The sequence below is a fragment of the Microcystis sp. M31BS1 genome, from assembly GCF_020245285.1.
Classification (GTDB): domain Bacteria; phylum Cyanobacteriota; class Cyanobacteriia; order Cyanobacteriales; family Microcystaceae; genus Microcystis; species Microcystis panniformis.
This window is the reverse complement of sequence record NZ_JADBVE010000306.1, coordinates 1-16,988: the sequence shown is the minus strand read 5'-3', so window position 1 is coordinate 16,988 and position 16,988 is coordinate 1. Positions and strand designations below refer to the sequence as shown.

Here is a 16,988-nt window from a genome sequence, read left to right as displayed (position 1 = left end):
AATCCTTATCTGGCAAGAGACTTAATTGATTAGTTCGCTCTAGATAAAAAACAATTGACAAAAATCGCTAAATGCCTTTCTCTATAAGGGTTCCATCCCTTATAACCCCCATCCATTGCATAACACAAACCGAAGAGCCACAAATCTACGATTAAATTGCTGATCGCTTTTAACGATCCTAACCTGGAGCCTGAAGAACGCGACGAACAGGCCCAAGTATTACTGACAGAACTAGAACAGGCAGATGAAGTTGAATCGGTTAAACGCATTCTTGATCCCAATCCCCCTGAAGGTAATAAGTCATTGGGCGGTTTTTTGGGTGGAATCTTAATGACCGAAGTTAACCCCGCTAATGGGAAAAAGTTGTTAGGGTTTCTGGGCGATCGCTTGGGAGGTAAACCGATAGAATTGTCGGTAGAGGCTAATGGTCGTAAGTTGACGGTTAAGGCTCACAGTCGAGAAGAATTGGAAATGGCTATTAAAGCGGCTCAAGACTTTATCTCAGGTTAAAGAAGGTATTATGGCAAAATTTGCTTTGTTAATTGGTGTGAGCGAGTATTCCGAAGGATTGCGTTCAATTTCTAGTGCCATTCTAGACGTTGAAGCAATGCGCCGAGTATTAGAGCATCCGGACATGGGAGCCTTTGATCAGGTTACAGTGTTGTCTAACCCAGACAAAGGGAGCATGGAAAGAGCAGTCGAGGATTTATTTACTAATCGCCAGAGAGACGACTTAGTTCTTTTATATTTTTCTGGACATGGTCTTAAAGATCAAACGGCTGAATTTTGCCTAAGTGCAAGAGACACTGAGCGTGATCAGAATGGAGAGCTTCGTATCTCAACAATTTTAGCCGCAAGTAAACTTAATAAGTATATGAACAATAGTCGTTCCCAAAGGCAGATGATTATTCTCGACTGCTGTTTTAGCGGAGCATTGGTTCAGGGAATGCCAATCAAAGGGGAACTTAACATTCAAGAGGAATTAGGAGGTAAAGGAAGGGCGATTTTAACCTCTTCTAGTCCGATTGAATATTCTTTTGAGTCGGAAGATAAAGATTTGTCCATCTATACAAAATATCTAGTTGAAGGAATTGAAACTGGTGCAGCAGATAAGGATGGTGATCAATTAATTTCTGTTAATGAATTGCATGAGTATGCCAGCGAACGAGTAAAGGAAGCTGCCCCGGCAATGACTCCCAAATTTTATCTTTCTCTTGAAGGAGAGGATACTATTTATTTAGCCAAATCTCCTCTTGCTGCCACTAATCCTATATTTATTTATCGTGAGAAGGTTAGAGAAATTCTAGATGAATGGAGCAAGGAAAATATATGTAAAGAAAATTTTAATCGTGTAGAAAGAAACTGCCTAAATGAACTAAGAAACGAATTAGATTTATCATTACAGGAGGCAGATATTATTGAACAAGAGAATCTTGCGCCATTCAAAAAAAGATTACAAAATCTAACAGAGTACAAAGCAACTTTTAGAGAATTATTAGCTGATTCTATTTCAATAACAGAAGGAAACAGAAGGAGACTAAAAGAGTTACAAAGCCGTTACGGGCTGAGGGATGAGGATATTCAGGTGATTGAAGAAGAAGTGCAAAATGAGGTTTATCCCATTACTCCGACGATTCCACCAATCACTTCGCCTTCTGCAAAAATTGCCCAAATTTTGCATTCTATAAAAACTTTAAAGCCCCAAAATTTCAAATTAAATCTGCCAGTTAGCATAGGAATAGCATCAATAGCAGTTGTAAGTTTATTTGCCATTAATCGCCATAATATTATTACTCCATTAATTCCATCGGATTGTCCAAAACAAACGGGAGACTTTATTAGTGAAGGAGAAGAAATTCTTAATTACTCTCAACCGTTTAACAAGAAGAAAGGTACAGAATATTTTGCACAGTGTGATTATCAAAAAGCCCTGTTAAGATTTAAGGACGCATGGCAACAGGATAGGCTAGATGCAGAAACATTAATTTACTTAAATAATGCTTTACTAGAAGCCAATAAAATGCAATATTACACGATTGCTGTTGCTGTTAGTATTCCCAAAAATCAAAGTGACTTTAATGATGATGATGGTGATAGTCGAGCAAAAGAAATGTTACGAGGAGTAGCACAATTACAAACAAAAATTAATCTGGGAATTTTAAATGACAATGATCCATTCCTCAAGTATTTTCCAGATCAAGATTTTATCAACAAAAAAGCGATTAATAGTAAGGGATTAAAAGTTGTCATTACTAATGATGAAAATGACGAATTACTAGCCCAAAAGACAGCAAAATCTCTTTCCCAGCGTCCTGAAATTTTAGGGGTTGTTGGTCACTATCCCAGTGAAATGACTGTGGCAACGGTGGATATTTATAAGGAAAATGATTTAGTTTTGATTTCTCCCGGATCAACGACTAGCGAGCTTACTAAATACCCCAGAAAAAATTTTCTGCGAACTGTTTTTTCCGTCGAGCAACAATCTCCTGCCATTGCAAAATTTTTACAAGAAAAGTCTATTAAAAAAGTGGTGGGCTTTTATAGTGAAGGAAGTCCATTTAGTGAATCTTTTTTTAATAGTTTTAAAACTATTTTTACACGCCCTCCATTCTCTGGAACTGTAGTAAAATTAGATGAATTTGATCTCGGAAATAATTTTAAGGCAGAAGAAGCCATCCAAGAGTTACGAAAAAGACAAGGAAAAATAACAGAAGAAATAGGGCTTGTACTATTCCCAAAAGCAATTGGCGATGCTCAAGGCGATGCAATTAGACTTATAAAACTTAATAATAGTCAAAATTGGGTTATCGGATCATGGGGGCTTCGTAGTTCTCGTACCTTAGAACAAATTAACAACCTACAACCTTTTCAAAAGTTTGTTATTACGGTTCCTTGGGATTCTTTAACCAGTCCTAACCAGGATTTTCTTAAGGATGCTAAAATTTTATGGACTACAACTTCTGTTAATGCAATAACGGCCCTATCCTATGATGCAACTCTTGCTCTAACAAAAGCTCTAGAAAAGGCAAATACTCCCACACGAATTAATATCCTTGAACAATTAAAGTCTCTTGATTTTCTTGTCACTAAAGGTGCAACTGGGACAATTCAATTCGATGAAAATGGCGATCGCAAGAAGTTGGATGAAAATGGCGATCGCCAAAATCCCTCCGTAGAATTTGTTCGCATTGTGGAGTGTCGGACACTAAGTTCAGATTTTGCTTTTGTCCCAATCAAGTATCCTACTGCTAAAGATGCTAAAGATGCTGGTTTATCCTGTTTAAACTCACCCAAAAAACCTAGTCCCTAGCTAATCAGGGTTGACTGAAAAAGTCTGAAATGCCGCTAGGAAAAAGGTTTCGACTCAATCAAGCGATCGCCGCTTTTGTAGGTTGGATTGAGGAACGAAACCCAACACAGAATTAGATAACCAACTAAAATAATCTATACTAAGCCAATAAAGCCCGTTTTGTGGCTTTCTTGCCTCCTATCGACAGTAGGCTAAAACTAATAATTAATATCATCGTCGCAATCACTCGTGGACTGGAGACAACAACTGATTATTTTTACCCGTTATCCGGAATCGGGGAAAGTAAAAACCCGTATGATTCCGGCCTTGGCAGCCAAGGGAGCCGAAGAATTACACCGAAAACTGGCCGAATATACCCTCAGTAAATTAGCGGGTTTGAGGAATTTTCTCTCTCTGATCATTTACTACCATGGCGGCAGCGAGGAGAAAATGCGTACTTGGTTAGGTGTGCATTATTCCTATCATGCTCAACGGGGAAAAGACTTAGGAGAAAAGATGCAAAATGCTTTTGCCGATGGTTTTGCTCAAGGGATAACAGCGATCGCTATGATTGGCACAGATTGTCCAGAAATCGGGGAAAAAGAGATTTTAGCAGCCTTTGAGGCCCTAAAAACCCACGATATGGTTTTAGGGCCAGCGTTAGATGGAGGATACTACCTAATTGCTTTAAAAAAGGTCTTTCCAGAGCTTTTTGACGGTATTCCCTGGGGGACGGGGGAAGTCTTGGCAAAAACTCAGACAATCGCCGCTAAACTAGCTTTAAAAACCGCTTATCTGCCTAAATTAGCCGATATTGACCGCCCGGAAGACCTGCCCATCTTAAAAAAGTACCTGCCAGAATTAAGGTTGAACGATGACGGGGGTTCCCATGCGGACTAAATCAAACAACACTTTCACATCCCGATTCCGCATCCGCACACAACCATGGGAAGCGGCGCTACCGAGGGAATTTTCCGCGGGGGTGCCATGAAAACCGATGGAATTTTTGCCGTCACTCCAAAAACCGATCCATCTTTCCCCTAGGGGACTATTGGGACCGGGGGTGCTGACTTTTCCTGTCCAGGGACTTTTCCAGACGGGATTGCGAACTAATTCCCGCACTTCAAATTTACCGGTGGGGGTTTCCCAGCCTTTTTTGCCGACGGCGACGGTAAATTGTGCTAAAAGTTGCTTATCTTGATAAACGTAAACTTTTCTCTCTTTCAGTTTCAGGACCAGATGGGTAGCGAGAGTTTGATTGGCTGCCGTATTCGGGGTGACGGTGCTGATTTGGTTAGCTTGGGCCGGATATACGGGTAAACAAGTTAATCCTAATCCGATGATTAAGAGGGTCAAATTTCGTTTGAACGCCATTGTTCCCACACTCCTCAATTGCGATAGCGATAATTTTTAAGGATAGCAAACAGGGAACTTTTTGCAACTTCAAGCCGCTTATACTGTGCCAGTTTTAGCTTCGTACTGCCGACAACCTTCACAAGGACCCGGGGGATTAACCGCACAACGCAAGTGGGGGGAATAGGCATTAAAACGACAACTAAGATCACCGATAAAGGCCGGTTTATTTTCTGTCCCTGGAGGGATTGACAAAAAATCACTGGCAATCACCGTGCTGTATTCGTGACGATAGCGAATCCCTCTCAAACGGTTGCTTAATCTCTGTTGGGATCGGTTAATTAACCAGAGACTAAGCAGAGAGGGAAAGAGAGCGAGGATAAAAACAAAGGTTATCCTGATCACGATTTCAGTTTAGGCGATCGCCAGTGTTGCTAACTTATTATTAAGGCTGGCGCTAGAAATTAGGCCATAACTAGGGAAGACTTAAGGGGTTCTTCCTTTTTGCTTTCATAAACTGCCCCAGAACTGGGGAATCCTCTGGTTAGTTCCCGGACTTTAATCTCACCTGCTTGCAGGGATTTGGTCAAAATTTCCATGGCAACCACGGGTTTACCGGCACCACAGAAGAATAAATCGGCGGCGAAATAGCCGTGTTCAGGCCAGGTGTGGATCGCGATATGAGATTCAGCTAAAGTCGCCGTCGCGGTAACTCCGTGGGGACTGAACTGGTGGACACACAAATCGATCAGCGTTGCTTCTCCTGCCGTAATTCCATCGAGGATAGCGCGACGAATGCGCTCGGGATCGTTGAGGAGGTCAGCAGGTACTTGCCAAGCATCGACAATCAAATGGGTTCCCAGTTTGGTCATTTTTTTTTCAATACTCCCTATCGAAAAACCTTCACAGATTTACGAGTATAACACAATTTTCTAACTTGTGCAAAAAAGATCCGGTTTTTTTCGGGTACTTTCTCTAAAAACTGAGACGGTGTGGGGTGTGGGGTGTGGGGAAAAGCGCAAGGGACTAATTTTATCTAGGAGGGGGGACAGGATTAGTGGGGACGGTGGGACTAGGAGAAGCGGCAGGAATGGGGGGATTTTCTGGTTTACGGACTTGGGGGACGGGTAACAGATAGAAAAGTAGGGCGCAAGCGACAAGACTGCCTAATCCTGCCAAAAAAGGCACTGTTCGACTGGCCACCGATTCATTCACCTTATGGTAGCGACGGGAAACTGGCTGTAATTTCAGGGTTAGGTCGGGTAAAGTGCGAGTATCGGCAAAAAATTGGTCAATCGCTTCTATTAAATCGAATAACTGCACGGTACTGATTTCTATCTTCACCGGACTTTCTGGGATATTCAAGTCCGTTGATGGATACCAGACCAGACGATGGAGATTCTGGTCAATCTTTTCTAGGTACACATGATCTGGTTCATGGACGGGATCTTGGGGATGACGAACACCACTCAAAAATTCTTGGGCATACTGACTGACCGCTTGTACCAAATTTTCCAAGAAAACCCGACCACCTTGCAGGACTTTATTGGCCCCGATTAACCGACATTCTACGTTAGTCAAAATTGAGAGTAAGGGTCGGCTATCCCCGGGGTTAGCTCGGGCGAAATCATCGCCGAAACCATCGAGAATCAGGGTACAATTGGGCAAGCTATACTGTCTTCTCATTTCTACACGATCTCCCCATCAAATAAACTAATCCAAAACCGCTGCATTCCCGTCGTACCAGTACAAAATAATAACCGATCGAGAAGGGATAAAGCCAGTTCATTTAAAGCATTTTCATCGGCTAGATAAACCGATACTTTGGCCCGACGGGGGTTCATGCGACTGCGAAAATTGGAGCGAAATCTTTCTAGGTATTCTGATAAAAGAAAATTATTATCCACGGGTAAACCTTTTGATTCCATCTGTTGCCGCGCTAACAGTAATTGTCGGATGGATATAGCTAGGGGTTTGGCCCGATAACTGGCAATGATAACTAAAGCTTTTGCTTGGTCAAGGGTGAGACGGTCGAGGGTGTAGGAAATTCGCCAGGGATTAGTACAGCGTAAGCGCCAGAAAATAATCCGGTTTTTGACAATTTTATCGAGTCCTAGTTCTTTACAGAGGGCTAACAGGGCCTCCCCGGCACCGACTTCTAAGGATTCCAACGCTAACAGCATTAAATCGATATGCTGTTGGAGATGTAGGGCGCATTGCTGACTGGCAATCGGAAAATCGGGTAAAACACTTAAAATAATCGGTTTTTCTGGGGCTGATGTTGTAGATTCGGGCGTTAGGCTAGTAGAGGTCATGATATAGGAGAACTAAAACACAAGGGCGATCGAGTCAGGGTATTGTAAATTGTATTGTATATATAAGTAGGTAGGTGTTAAAAGTTCTCAGATCCCCCCGCCTATCGGCACCCCCCTTATCAAGGGGGGCAGGGGGGATCAGAGGCAAAATCTATCTTCAATTTAATTATAACTACTTACTTAGCTGTCCCCCATTTTACGAGACACGGAAACCGAATGGATCTGAAATCACTGATTCGCGATATTCCCGACTTTCCCAAACCGGGTATTGTCTTCCGCGATATTACTACCCTACTCAATCATCCCCAAGGATTACGTTACACGATCGATACCCTAACGGCAAAGTGTCGCGATTACGGTTTATCCCCCGATTACATTGTCGGTATGGAATCGCGGGGTTTTCTCTTTGGTGTTCCTTTAGCATACCAATTAGAAGCGGGATTTATTCCCGTCCGGAAACCGGGCAAATTACCCGCCGCCGTTCACAGTATCGAGTATGATTTGGAATACGGAAGCGATAGCCTGGAAATTCATCAGGACGCGGTGGCATCCCATCATAAAGTCCTAATTGTCGATGATTTAATCGCGACGGGAGGGACGGCGAAAGCGACGGCCGATTTATTAGAAAAAATTGGTTGTGAGGTGTTAGGATTTGCCTTTATCATCGAGTTAATCGACCTCGGTGGTCGGGAAAAATTACCCGATTTACCAATTATTACCATTATCGATTATTAGGTTTTTTTAAGTACCCAAGCAGAATTAATTACACATTTTGCTAACACTCTTGCAAGAGTGCCTATCTCAAAAATGGCAATTAATTCTGCGCGACTATTCATCTCCTGTCTCCTGAATTGGAGTCCCCACTAGGAAATTAACTTGGCACGATTACTTATGACGGCGACTGATGATAATTATAAGGATGCAACCGCTCGATCGAGTGCTAATGGGTTACAATCTCTCCTAACTAGCGAAACTTTTTTGTATATTGTCAAGCGTGTTCTCCAGGGTTTATTGACTCTGTTGTTGGCCTCGGCTTTGAGTTTCGCTATTATCCAATTAACCCCCGGCGGTTTTCTGGCTTTGCTTGACCTGAATCCCAAGATTAGTCAGGAAACTAAAGAACAATATATTGCCCTTTTTGGTTTAAAAGACCCGCCGATTGTCCAGTATTTTAAATGGTTGTGGCAAGTGGTAACTCAGTTTAATTTTGGTCTGAGTTTTACCTATTTTCGTCCCGTGTCTTCCCTATTATTAGAGAGAATTCCAGCGACGTTATTAATGTCTTTGACTTCCATAATTTTAACCTGGGCAATTGCGATTCCCTTGGGTATTGTCAGCGCCGTCAAACAAAACCAATTTATCGATAAATTTTTTCGAGTTATCAGTTATCTTGGTCAAGGTTTCCCCAGTTTTATCACTGCCCTTTTACTGCTAATTCTCGCCCAAAATGTCTCGCCGCTTTTACCGGTGGGTGATATGACCAGTATTAACTATTCGGAATATTCCCCTATTGGTAAAGTTCTAGATATCGCTTGGCATATGATTTTACCAACTATTGCCCTGACAGTTACCAGTTTTGCTGGATTACAAAGATTGATGCGGGGACAATTGTTAGATGTTCTTCGACAGGATTATATTCAAACCGCCAGGGCGAAAGGTTTACCGGAAAATAAAGTTATCTATGTCCACGCTTTACGCAATGCTATTAATCCCCTGATAACTCTTTTGGGCTTTGAATTTTCTAGTTTGTTAAGTGGGGCATTTATTGCCGAATTTTTCTTTAACTGGCCCGGATTAGGTCGTTTAATTTTGCAAGCTGTGACGGCCAAAGATTTATATTTAGTTATGGGCAGTTTAATGATGGGTGCTACTATGTTGATTATCGGTAATCTTCTGGCTGATTTACTTCTCAAAGCTGTAGATCCTAGAATTAAATTGGAGGATTTAAAGTAGGGGGAATGGTGTTGGGTTTCATGCTTCAACCCAACCTACGTTCTTTTTTCTTTTTCACTTTTTACTTAACAAACTATGTTAGCAACTACACATTATTTACTCAGGTCAAAACAAGACGGACAATATCTAGTGGCGCGTCTGAGAAAAGGTGAAAGCGAAACTCCAGCTAGTTATCTGCTTCTGTTTAAAGAATCCTACGATGCTTTAAGTTATATCAATACCCATGCTCAGGATTTGGCCAATAATTTTTCTGTGGAAACTCTCTCAGGAACACAATTAAAGGGACTGATGCAGCGATGGGGATTTGCAGGAATTGGTTTAGTTAGTGAACCTTTGGAACCACAAGTGCAGTTTTTAGCCTACGAAAAAGGATTTAATCTCTAAACTATGAAAAGATTGTTAATCACGGGAGTTAGTGGGTTTTTAGGTTGGCATATTTATCAAAAAACTCGCTCATCTTGGGCAAGTTTTGGTACATACCTTAATCACAATGTCAATAGTAATGACCCAAATTTAATTAAAATTAATTTAACAGACTTAGTCGCAGTTAAAGAACTTTTTCAACAGATTAAACCCGATGCGGTAATTCATGGGGCTGCCCAATCAAAACCGAATCTCTGTCAAGAATTTCCCCAAGCATCCGAGGCAATTAATCTGACAGCTTCCCTAGAAATTGCCCGTTTATGTAGTCAATATCAAATACCCCTAGTTTTTCCCTCTACTGATTTAGTTTTTGATGGTAAAAATGCCCCCTATTCCGAAAATGATCCCGTTTCTCCAGTCAGTATCTATGGTGAGCAAAAAGTAGCGGCAGAAAAGGGTATTTTAGCAATATATCCTCGGGCAGCCATTTGTCGAATGCCTTTGATGTTTGGTTCCCCTTCTCCCAGTGCTAATAGTTTTCTGCAACCCTTTTTAAAAACCCTGCAAGAGGGAAAAGAATTATCTCTATTTACCGATGAATATCGGACGGCTGTTGGGGTTAATAGTGCGGTGAATGGTTTACTTTTGGCATTAGAAAAAGTGCAAGGGATCATTCATCTGGGGGGTAAAGAAAGAGTTTCTCGTTATCAATTTGGTTTACTAATGGCGGCAGTTTTTAACCTTCCCGGAGAACAAATAAAACCCTGTTTACAGTGCGATGTTCCCATGAGTGCGCCGCGTCCGCAGGATGTTTCTCTTGATAGTTCTCTTGCTTTTTCTTTAGGTTATCAACCATTAAATATTAAAACCGAATTAGAGGCAATTAGAGATGAAATTACCTGAACAAAAGCGGACTATATTAATCATCTTACTCCTTTTTTTTACCGCTATTCTCATGGCCAATTATTTCGAGGTAGGGATGACGGGAGTGTTGGCTTTTTTCGTTGCCTATCTTTCTAAAGGATTGCGAAAAGTTAAGTAAAAAATTAATTGTTTCAATCAACAATCTCGAATTCTATTGACTGCTCTTGGGCAAAATTATAGGTAAAATGATCGATAATATTAGTATCGCTCAATTCAAGATTATAAAAATCAATTGCCGGTTGATCAAAAAGTGGGCCAGCGTGCCAAGTTCCCACCTCTAATTTAATAAAACAGTCCCCAGGGATGCGAAAAACCTTTAATTTTTCTAAATCCGGTTGAGGATGAGGACTAGGGGGGGCCACTCCTAAAAACCACTCTTGTCCCCCCAAAGAACCAAGACATTGGGTACATTGACTATGACGAGTAATTCGCTTAAATTTACGTCCGCGAGTCTGTAAACGCATAATATAAAAGCGTGGCACACCGTTCTTTAAATGCAGTTGTGCATCGCTTTCATCAAACGGTTTTCCGTCATGACTAGGTATTATTAATTGACCGTAGGGACGGAAACTCTCGGCAGTAATTAGTTGTGCTGACAGGGGACGAACGATAATCGAATTACTCATAAAAATTACTGCTGACTAACAGTTATAGCTGTACCATCTCGGAGAGAAAGAATATTATTAATAGCAATTCTTTCCCCGGCATTTACTCCAGAAATAACCTGATAAGCTTGCCCTTGAATTGTGCCGACTTGAATTGGTTTTTGTCTGACCACTAAACGCTCCTCGGCGTTTTCTTGACCTTCTTTAGCCTTTTCTTTTTCGGCGACAAAAACAAAATTTTGCGCCCCGATGCTAGTCACTGCTGTGGTGGGAATTAATACCCCCGGTTTTTGATCCCAAATTAACCGCGTCCGCACATATTGGTTATTGCGAAGACTGCCATCATTAGTAAAGGCAAATTTCACTAAAACCGATTGGGTAGCTTGGGAAACGGTGGGAGAAATAAAAGTTACTTGACCGCGAACCCCGGCACTGCCATCGGGATTAATAATTTCCACGGGCAACCCAACACGCAGACGCGGTTGTAATTCCACGGGAATCTGCACATTTAGTTCCAAAGTTTTATTATTAGTCAACGAGGTTAATTCTTCACCCAGGGAGATAATATCGCCGACTTTTCTTTGATTAAAATCGCCGACAAAACCATCAATCGGGGCGGTAATAGTGTTAAAAACTAAATTCTGACGCGTCGCCCCTAATTGCCCCTCGGCACTGGCTACCGCCGCTTGACGACTGTTCACTGTTGCCGCTGCCGCCGCCACCTGTTGCCGTGAGGCTAATTCGTTTTGAATAGCGATATTTAATGCTTCTTTGTTTGCCTGTAAAGTAGCTCTAGCCGCCGTCACCTGTTGACGGGCCGCATCACGATTTTTAGACCGGGCCTCTACTTCCGCCCTGGCGGCCTGAATGTCGCGGCGGCGGTCATCTAAGTCCTGTTGGGGCTGTGCGCCTTGTTTAACCAGAAATTCGGCTCTTGTTAGGTTTTTTTCCGCCAAATCTAAATTGGCTCGCGCTCTCTGTAAATCGGCTTCGGCGGCGCTCAAGGTGGCGATCTGACTTTTAACATTGGCTTCGGCATTAGCCACATTAGCCCGATTCTGAGCAATTTGGGCTTTATTTGCGGCCGCTTGCGCTTGTCTTTGCCTTAAATCCGCTTCAGACCCGTTGAGGTTCGCTTTGGCCGAATTTACCTGGCCGATACTGGCGTTCACCTGCTGCTGTTGTTGTTCGGGATCTAATTCGGCGATTTTTTGTCCCTGAGTTACCTGATCGCCAGATTTAACGAAAATAGTGCGAATCCGACCGGTAATCTGAGGGGAGACGCTAACACGCTCTTGGGCGATCAAAGTCCCCACAAATTCGCTACTTTGCACTAACTTGTCGGTGCCGAGGGTTTGCAGTTTGACGGGAACAGCCGCCGGTCCGGTGGCCTGGGGGGTTTGGGTGGCGCAACCGGCGACAATTAGGGAAACGGCGATCGACGAACCGATCGCTCTCGATACGTTAACGGATCGTTTAATCATTGTTAAATTTAGGGGTTTTTAGCGGAAAAAGTGCTAGTAAATCGGAAAAAAGGGAAGATGAGGAGAGAAGCTTTTCCTTAAATTTTATTCTAGAGAATTTATCGCCGTGATCGCTGTTTGTCTTTGATCCAAGCTAACAATATTACAGGTAACTAATCTTTGGGCGAGGGTAGTGTATTCTAGGCGACCACCGGCGATCTGATATTCGTCCCGGGGCGCCGGTAGATGACCGACGGGAGCATTGAGGGTATAGTTAAGATTTTCTTTAAAAATAATCCAATCACCATCTTTACGCCAACCGATACGATCGCCAAAAGTTTGAAAATTTTCGATCGCCACTAAGCGCCCCGGTCGATTACCTGTCTCAATAAAAATACGAAATTGGGTACTGAAACTAAAACGTCCCCCAGAAGCTTCTTTCCAGAGTTGATCCATCTTTTGCAGATCCCAACAGGCCAATTTTTGCAGGTCTTCCATGGTAAACCAGCCCTGTAATTCCCGTCCGGTCGCTTTCAGCATTAAATTACGGGTTTCATCGTTAGCTTGTCGCCAATTTTGTTGAGCGAGGAAATTTTTCAGGCGAGTGTAATTAATGCCCGTGGTCGGTGATACCATTTCCCCAGAGGTGGTAGTCTGGGCAACGATCGCCGGCAAGGGATTGAGAAATAAAGCGATCGCGAGAGTGATCTGACAGAAGGAAAAATTAATTCTCATAAACCCTATTTATTAACCTGATGCAAAGAAATCCTAGAATAGCATAGACGAAATTTGCCGTTTTTACCGCCTCCTTAACTCCTATGGCTTTCACTTGGCTCCGACACCACATTTTGGGATTGCAAGACTGGCAACCGGAAGAATACCAAACCCTGCTACAAACGGCCTCTAGTTTTCGTGAAGTTCTTTCGCGACGTACCAAGAAAGTGCCGGCCTTACAAGGTCAAGTGGTGACAAATCTTTTTTTTGAACCTTCCACCCGCACCCGTAGTAGTTTTGAACTAGCGGCGAAACGTCTTTCGGCCGATGTTCTTAATTTTGCCCCGGGTAGTTCCAGTTTGACTAAGGGGGAAACGATTCTCGATACCGCTTTAACCTATGTGGCCATGGGTACGGATATTTTTGTTATCCGACATCAACAGTCGGGAGTTCCCGATTTAATTGCCGCAGAAATGGATCGTTTGCAGTCGGGGGTCAGTATTCTTAATGCTGGGGACGGTCAACACGAACACCCCTCCCAGGGACTTTTAGACCTGTTTACGATTTGTTGTCTATTAGATGATGAAAATCCCCGTTTAGAACTTTTAGAGGGCAAAAAAATCGCTATTGTTGGGGATATACTCCATTCTCGTGTGGCTCGTTCCAATATCTGGAGTTTAACTACGGCAGGGGCGGAAGTACATTTGTCCGCACCCCCTACCCTACTGCCGAAATATTTTGGGGAATTGTGCGATCGCATATTTCTCCACTGGGATTTAGAACCAGCTTTAGAAAAGGCCGATTTTGTGATGACCCTGCGACTGCAAAAAGAACGAATGACTGCCAATCTTTTGCCCAGTTTACGCGAATATCATCAAAGTTTTGGCATTACTCGTCCTCGTTTGCAATCCTGTCAACCGGGGGTGAAGGTACTTCATCCAGGTCCTGTGAATCGGGGAGTGGAAATTAGTTCCGATTTAATGGACGATCCCGATTTTAGTCTGATTTCCCAACAAGTTACCAGTGGTGTCGCTGTCAGAATGGCTTTGTTATACCTGATCGGTAATCTTCGCGGCGATCGGTAAAAGTTTCTCAGGGATTTGCTCTTTTAGTCTGGTTTCATTGAAACAATCCTAAAGTTTCTATCAAGGTAAATATCATACTTTCTTCCTCCCTCACACACAGCATCTTCTGCTTCAAATAGGTTAGTCTCAACATCAAATTTCATCGCTTTAGGATTCCTACAACCCTGTTTTAGCAAAGCATCAGTCAACCGTGATTTCTCTTCTGGAGTCAAAGCTCGATAATCACTACTATTAGCTTGACCTGCATAGATTGACATCCCCATAATACTAAGGGATAGTAAGCTTATGATCGATTTGGTCTTCATTTTTTCAATTTCCTGAATACAATAAAAACATCATGGCAAGGGTTTTAAACCCAAATTTTCGGTAATTAGTTCGGCACGATTACCGATCAACTATATCTTAGGGGAAGCATACCTAGATTGCAATAAGTATAAATACTCAAGCTATCCCTAGGGCTTTTCTAGAAACTTTGACCGATACCGAATTCCGTTCTCAAGGGACTAGATATGGCAACCTACTCCTTTCTTTTTTAACTAGGGTTGGCTGAATAAATCTAAGGCTCTTCCGAACTTGTCATGTAAAATTAAATAAAAAACAGACAATTATTGCTAACCAATAAAACAATAATTTATCTTTAAAAGTTCACTATGCTTGCAATACAGCAATTTATTGGTTAAAATATAGACAGCCAAGACCAGAAATTTTAGACACAAGCTATACTTATGCCATCAAATCCACAATTAAAGTTAATGACCGAGCTACTTCACCTAGAAGAAGTTGTAGTTACCAATTATCAAATTATTACCGATATGGCAATTGTTTTACATTTAGAAAATATGTCAAGAGAAAGCCAGTGCATTCATTGTGGAAGTAAAACGGAAAAAGTTCATTAAAACAATGAATTAACAATCCGAGATTTACCCTTTGGAGAACAGGCATTATATCTGAGAATCAATCGTCGTCAGATGAGATGGGAGAAATGTGGGAAAAAATTCACAGAAGAACTAAATTATTTGCCGAAGAAAAGAACCTACATAGACAGATTTAGAAAAAAAATAGTGACCGAATTCCTGAATAGTGATCTCAAAAATACGGCAGAAAGAAATGGGGTAAGCGAACGAGAAATAGAAACGATGCTCAAAGACTTAGGAGAAGACTTAATAACCGCAAAACCTCAGGTTCTAAAAAAACTAGGAATAGATGAAATAGCCATGATAAAGGGAAAAGGAAATTACTATGCTGTGTTAGTAAATATAGACCAAGGGAAAATTGTAGGCTTAGTAGAAAAAAGAACAGAAGAAGCATTAACATAATATCTGAAACACTGGGGAGAAGAGGTTTTGAGCCAAATAGAGGAAGTAAGTATAGACCTGTGGATAGGGTATAAAAATGTGGCAGAAAAACTAATGCCTCAAGCTCCAATAGTAGGAGATAGATTCCATGTAATGAAACAAGTAAATAACGAGCTAGATGAAGCCAGAAAGGAGGTAAAAAGAGAGGCAGCCAAGATAAAAATAAGAAAAATAAAGAAAATATCTTAGCAGGAATAGCCAAGAGCAAATATGCCTTGTTAAAGAATGAAGGAGACTTAGTAGAGAAAGAAAAGAAAAAATTGGAAGAAGTATATAAAGTGTCTCCAAAACTTGGGGAAATGCACAAATTAAAAGAGGAATTTAGAGAAGTATTTGAGAAAAATACGGAGGGGAATGAGGGATTATTTGCCTTGAGCGATTGGATAAAAAAGGCGATGGCTTACTTTCCTAAAAGCTGCCAGACAATTCGGCGGTATATTGACGAAATAACTGCCTATTTTGATAACCGAACAACCCAGGGAATAGGGGAAGGAATTAACAATAAACTGAAGGTGATTAAAAGGAGAGGCTATGGATTTATAAACTTTAAAAACTTTAGTCTTAGATGTTTATTAAATTGGCATTTTGCTAGTTAATTTTACATGGTAAGTTCGGAAGAACCTAATTTTTGTTGAAATCCTATGAGTAAGGGTATAATTAAACTAAGAAATCAACATTTTCAGCTAAAGCCATGCAATTAGCCTTAGAACAAATTATCGTCAATCCCGGTCAACAGTTACTTTTAAAAGAGCTTAACTGGCAAAAATTTGAGACAATATTATCAGAATTAGGAGAAAGTCGTGCTTCTCGGTTATCCTACAGTAACGGAATATTAGAAATTATGGTACCTTTACCCGAACATGAAAAAGATAAAGAAATCATTAGTTATATGGTTCAGTTTTTGTTAGAAGTACTCAATATTGATTTTGAACCGTTAGGATCAACAACATTTAAAAACGAGCGGATGAATCAAGCGGTTGAACCTGATGCCTGTTTTTATATTAAAAACTATCAGGCCGTTATTGGCAAAAATAGACTTAATTTAGAAAGTGATCCCCCCCCTGATTTAGTCCTAGAAATTGATATTACTTCCCGTACCTATTTAGATAATTATCGACAGTTAGGTGTTCCCGAACTGTGGCGTTATACTCAAAGTGGCCTACAGATTAATTTATTACAAGAAGGAGAATATATTGAGTCTTTAAGCAGTCCCAATTTTCCTCAGATACCGATTATTGAATTAATTAATCAATTTGTTAAACAAAGTCAACAACTGGGGAGAAGTGAAGCCATTAGAAACTTTAAAAATTGGCTGACGGAAAATATAGATAATAAGTACCTAGGCAAAATTATTTACACATGACGATCATTGCCCCGTAAGGGTTTTAGCTCGATCGGGCAGGTAATTAATTTTGCATGACTACTTAGTGGCTCTTCGTTACTTGTTATGGTTCGATAGGGGGGCATAAATCGACTAAATCCTTATCTGGCAAGAGACTTAATTGATTAGTTCGCTCTAGATAAAAAACAATTGACAAAAATCGCTAAATGCCTTTCTCTATAAGGGTT

19 protein-coding genes and 1 pseudogene are annotated in these 16,988 nt (G+C 41.3%); 11 read left to right on the top strand and 9 right to left on the bottom strand.

Going from position 1 to position 16,988, the window contains the following annotated elements; genetic code table 11:
- Positions 1–156: 156 nt before the first annotated feature.
- The 3 genes from IM509_RS17675 to IM509_RS17665 all read left to right on the top strand — a co-directional run bounded on the left by IM509_RS17675 (position 157) and on the right by IM509_RS17665 (position 4,189).
- Entirely contained in the window at positions 157–510 is a 354-nt protein-coding gene (locus tag IM509_RS17675; RefSeq protein WP_185237379.1) for a hypothetical protein, read from the top strand.
- Positions 511–520: 10 nt separating this feature from the next.
- On the top strand, positions 521–3,310 hold the full coding sequence (locus tag IM509_RS17670) for a caspase, EACC1-associated type (RefSeq protein WP_185237380.1): 2,790 nt from the start codon (positions 521–523) through the stop codon (positions 3,308–3,310).
- Positions 3,311–3,538: 228 nt separating this feature from the next.
- Positions 3,539–4,189, top strand: coding sequence for a TIGR04282 family arsenosugar biosynthesis glycosyltransferase (locus IM509_RS17665; RefSeq protein ID WP_185237381.1), 651 nt, complete (start codon positions 3,539–3,541; stop codon positions 4,187–4,189).
- Here the strand turns inward: IM509_RS17665 and IM509_RS17660 are convergent.
- The 5 genes from IM509_RS17660 to IM509_RS17640 all read right to left on the bottom strand — a co-directional run bounded on the left by IM509_RS17660 (position 4,151) and on the right by IM509_RS17640 (position 6,957).
- Positions 4,151–4,663, bottom strand: coding sequence for a L,D-transpeptidase (locus IM509_RS17660; RefSeq protein ID WP_072924380.1), 513 nt, complete (start codon positions 4,661–4,663; stop codon positions 4,151–4,153). The two genes, IM509_RS17665 and IM509_RS17660, sit on opposite strands and share 39 nt — an antisense overlap.
- A gap of 78 nt (positions 4,664–4,741) precedes the next feature.
- The gene (locus tag IM509_RS17655) at positions 4,742–5,047 is read right to left on the bottom strand and encodes a DUF6464 family protein (RefSeq protein WP_052277026.1); all 306 of its coding nucleotides are present in this window, start codon (positions 5,045–5,047) and stop codon (positions 4,742–4,744) included.
- Between the two features lie 59 nt (positions 5,048–5,106).
- The gene (gene speD, locus IM509_RS17650) at positions 5,107–5,514 is read right to left on the bottom strand and encodes an adenosylmethionine decarboxylase (protein WP_002735723.1); all 408 of its coding nucleotides are present in this window, start codon (positions 5,512–5,514) and stop codon (positions 5,107–5,109) included.
- 160 nt (positions 5,515–5,674) lie between these two features.
- On the bottom strand, positions 5,675–6,328 hold the full coding sequence (locus tag IM509_RS17645) for a DUF4335 domain-containing protein (protein ID WP_052277025.1): 654 nt from the start codon (positions 6,326–6,328) through the stop codon (positions 5,675–5,677).
- A 2-nt stretch (positions 6,329–6,330) separates the two neighbouring features.
- Positions 6,331–6,957 carry a DUF3038 domain-containing protein gene (locus IM509_RS17640; protein WP_104398318.1) on the bottom strand — a complete coding sequence of 209 codons (627 nt, stop codon included), beginning with the start codon at positions 6,955–6,957 and terminating at the stop codon, positions 6,331–6,333.
- A 216-nt stretch (positions 6,958–7,173) separates the two neighbouring features.
- Here IM509_RS17640 and IM509_RS17635 point away from each other — a divergent pair, with 216 nt between their 5' ends.
- The 5 genes from IM509_RS17635 to IM509_RS17615 all read left to right on the top strand — a co-directional run bounded on the left by IM509_RS17635 (position 7,174) and on the right by IM509_RS17615 (position 10,315).
- The gene (locus IM509_RS17635; RefSeq protein ID WP_002742074.1) at positions 7,174–7,692 is read left to right on the top strand and encodes an adenine phosphoribosyltransferase; all 519 of its coding nucleotides are present in this window, start codon (positions 7,174–7,176) and stop codon (positions 7,690–7,692) included.
- Positions 7,693–7,848: 156 nt separating this feature from the next.
- Positions 7,849–8,910: an ABC transporter permease gene (locus tag IM509_RS17630; RefSeq protein ID WP_052277023.1), complete on the top strand. Its 1,062-nt coding sequence runs from the start codon at positions 7,849–7,851 to the stop codon at positions 8,908–8,910.
- Between the two features lie 75 nt (positions 8,911–8,985).
- Positions 8,986–9,294 (top strand): hypothetical protein, encoded by a 309-nt coding sequence (locus IM509_RS17625; protein ID WP_002737657.1) that lies wholly within the window; start codon positions 8,986–8,988, stop codon positions 9,292–9,294.
- A 3-nt stretch (positions 9,295–9,297) separates the two neighbouring features.
- A complete protein-coding gene (locus IM509_RS17620) occupies positions 9,298–10,176 on the top strand; it encodes an SDR family oxidoreductase (RefSeq protein ID WP_185237382.1) in 879 nt (292 codons plus the stop codon).
- Positions 10,163–10,315 carry a hypothetical protein gene (locus IM509_RS17615; protein ID WP_167341550.1) on the top strand — a complete coding sequence of 51 codons (153 nt, stop codon included), beginning with the start codon at positions 10,163–10,165 and terminating at the stop codon, positions 10,313–10,315. Before IM509_RS17620 ends, IM509_RS17615 begins: the two co-directional genes overlap by 14 nt.
- A gap of 13 nt (positions 10,316–10,328) precedes the next feature.
- On the opposite strand, the gene IM509_RS17610 is transcribed toward IM509_RS17615, so the two are convergent.
- From IM509_RS17610 to IM509_RS17600, 3 genes are all read right to left on the bottom strand, one after another.
- A complete protein-coding gene (locus IM509_RS17610) occupies positions 10,329–10,823 on the bottom strand; it encodes an ureidoglycolate lyase (RefSeq protein WP_052277021.1) in 495 nt (164 codons plus the stop codon).
- 5 nt (positions 10,824–10,828) lie between these two features.
- Positions 10,829–12,286, bottom strand: a complete 1,458-nt coding sequence (locus IM509_RS17605; protein ID WP_052277020.1) for an efflux RND transporter periplasmic adaptor subunit — start codon at positions 12,284–12,286, stop codon at positions 10,829–10,831.
- An 84-nt stretch (positions 12,287–12,370) separates the two neighbouring features.
- Entirely contained in the window at positions 12,371–13,000 is a 630-nt protein-coding gene (locus tag IM509_RS17600; protein WP_052277019.1) for a GUN4 domain-containing protein, read from the bottom strand.
- Positions 13,001–13,083: 83 nt separating this feature from the next.
- Here IM509_RS17600 and IM509_RS17595 point away from each other — a divergent pair, with 83 nt between their 5' ends.
- Entirely contained in the window at positions 13,084–14,064 is a 981-nt protein-coding gene (locus tag IM509_RS17595; RefSeq protein ID WP_052277018.1) for an aspartate carbamoyltransferase catalytic subunit, read from the top strand.
- 23 nt (positions 14,065–14,087) lie between these two features.
- Here the strand turns inward: IM509_RS17595 and IM509_RS17590 are convergent, their stop codons facing one another.
- Positions 14,088–14,369: a hypothetical protein gene (locus IM509_RS17590; protein WP_002788965.1), complete on the bottom strand. Its 282-nt coding sequence runs from the start codon at positions 14,367–14,369 to the stop codon at positions 14,088–14,090.
- Positions 14,370–14,789: 420 nt separating this feature from the next.
- Between IM509_RS17590 and IM509_RS24385 the strand changes: the two are divergent.
- Both IM509_RS24385 and IM509_RS17570 read left to right on the top strand, forming a co-directional pair.
- Positions 14,790–16,015: pseudogene (locus tag IM509_RS24385) on the top strand (ISL3 family transposase).
- A gap of 95 nt (positions 16,016–16,110) precedes the next feature.
- Positions 16,111–16,782 carry a Uma2 family endonuclease gene (locus IM509_RS17570; protein ID WP_052277017.1) on the top strand — a complete coding sequence of 224 codons (672 nt, stop codon included), beginning with the start codon at positions 16,111–16,113 and terminating at the stop codon, positions 16,780–16,782.
- Positions 16,783–16,988: the final 206 nt, after the last annotated feature.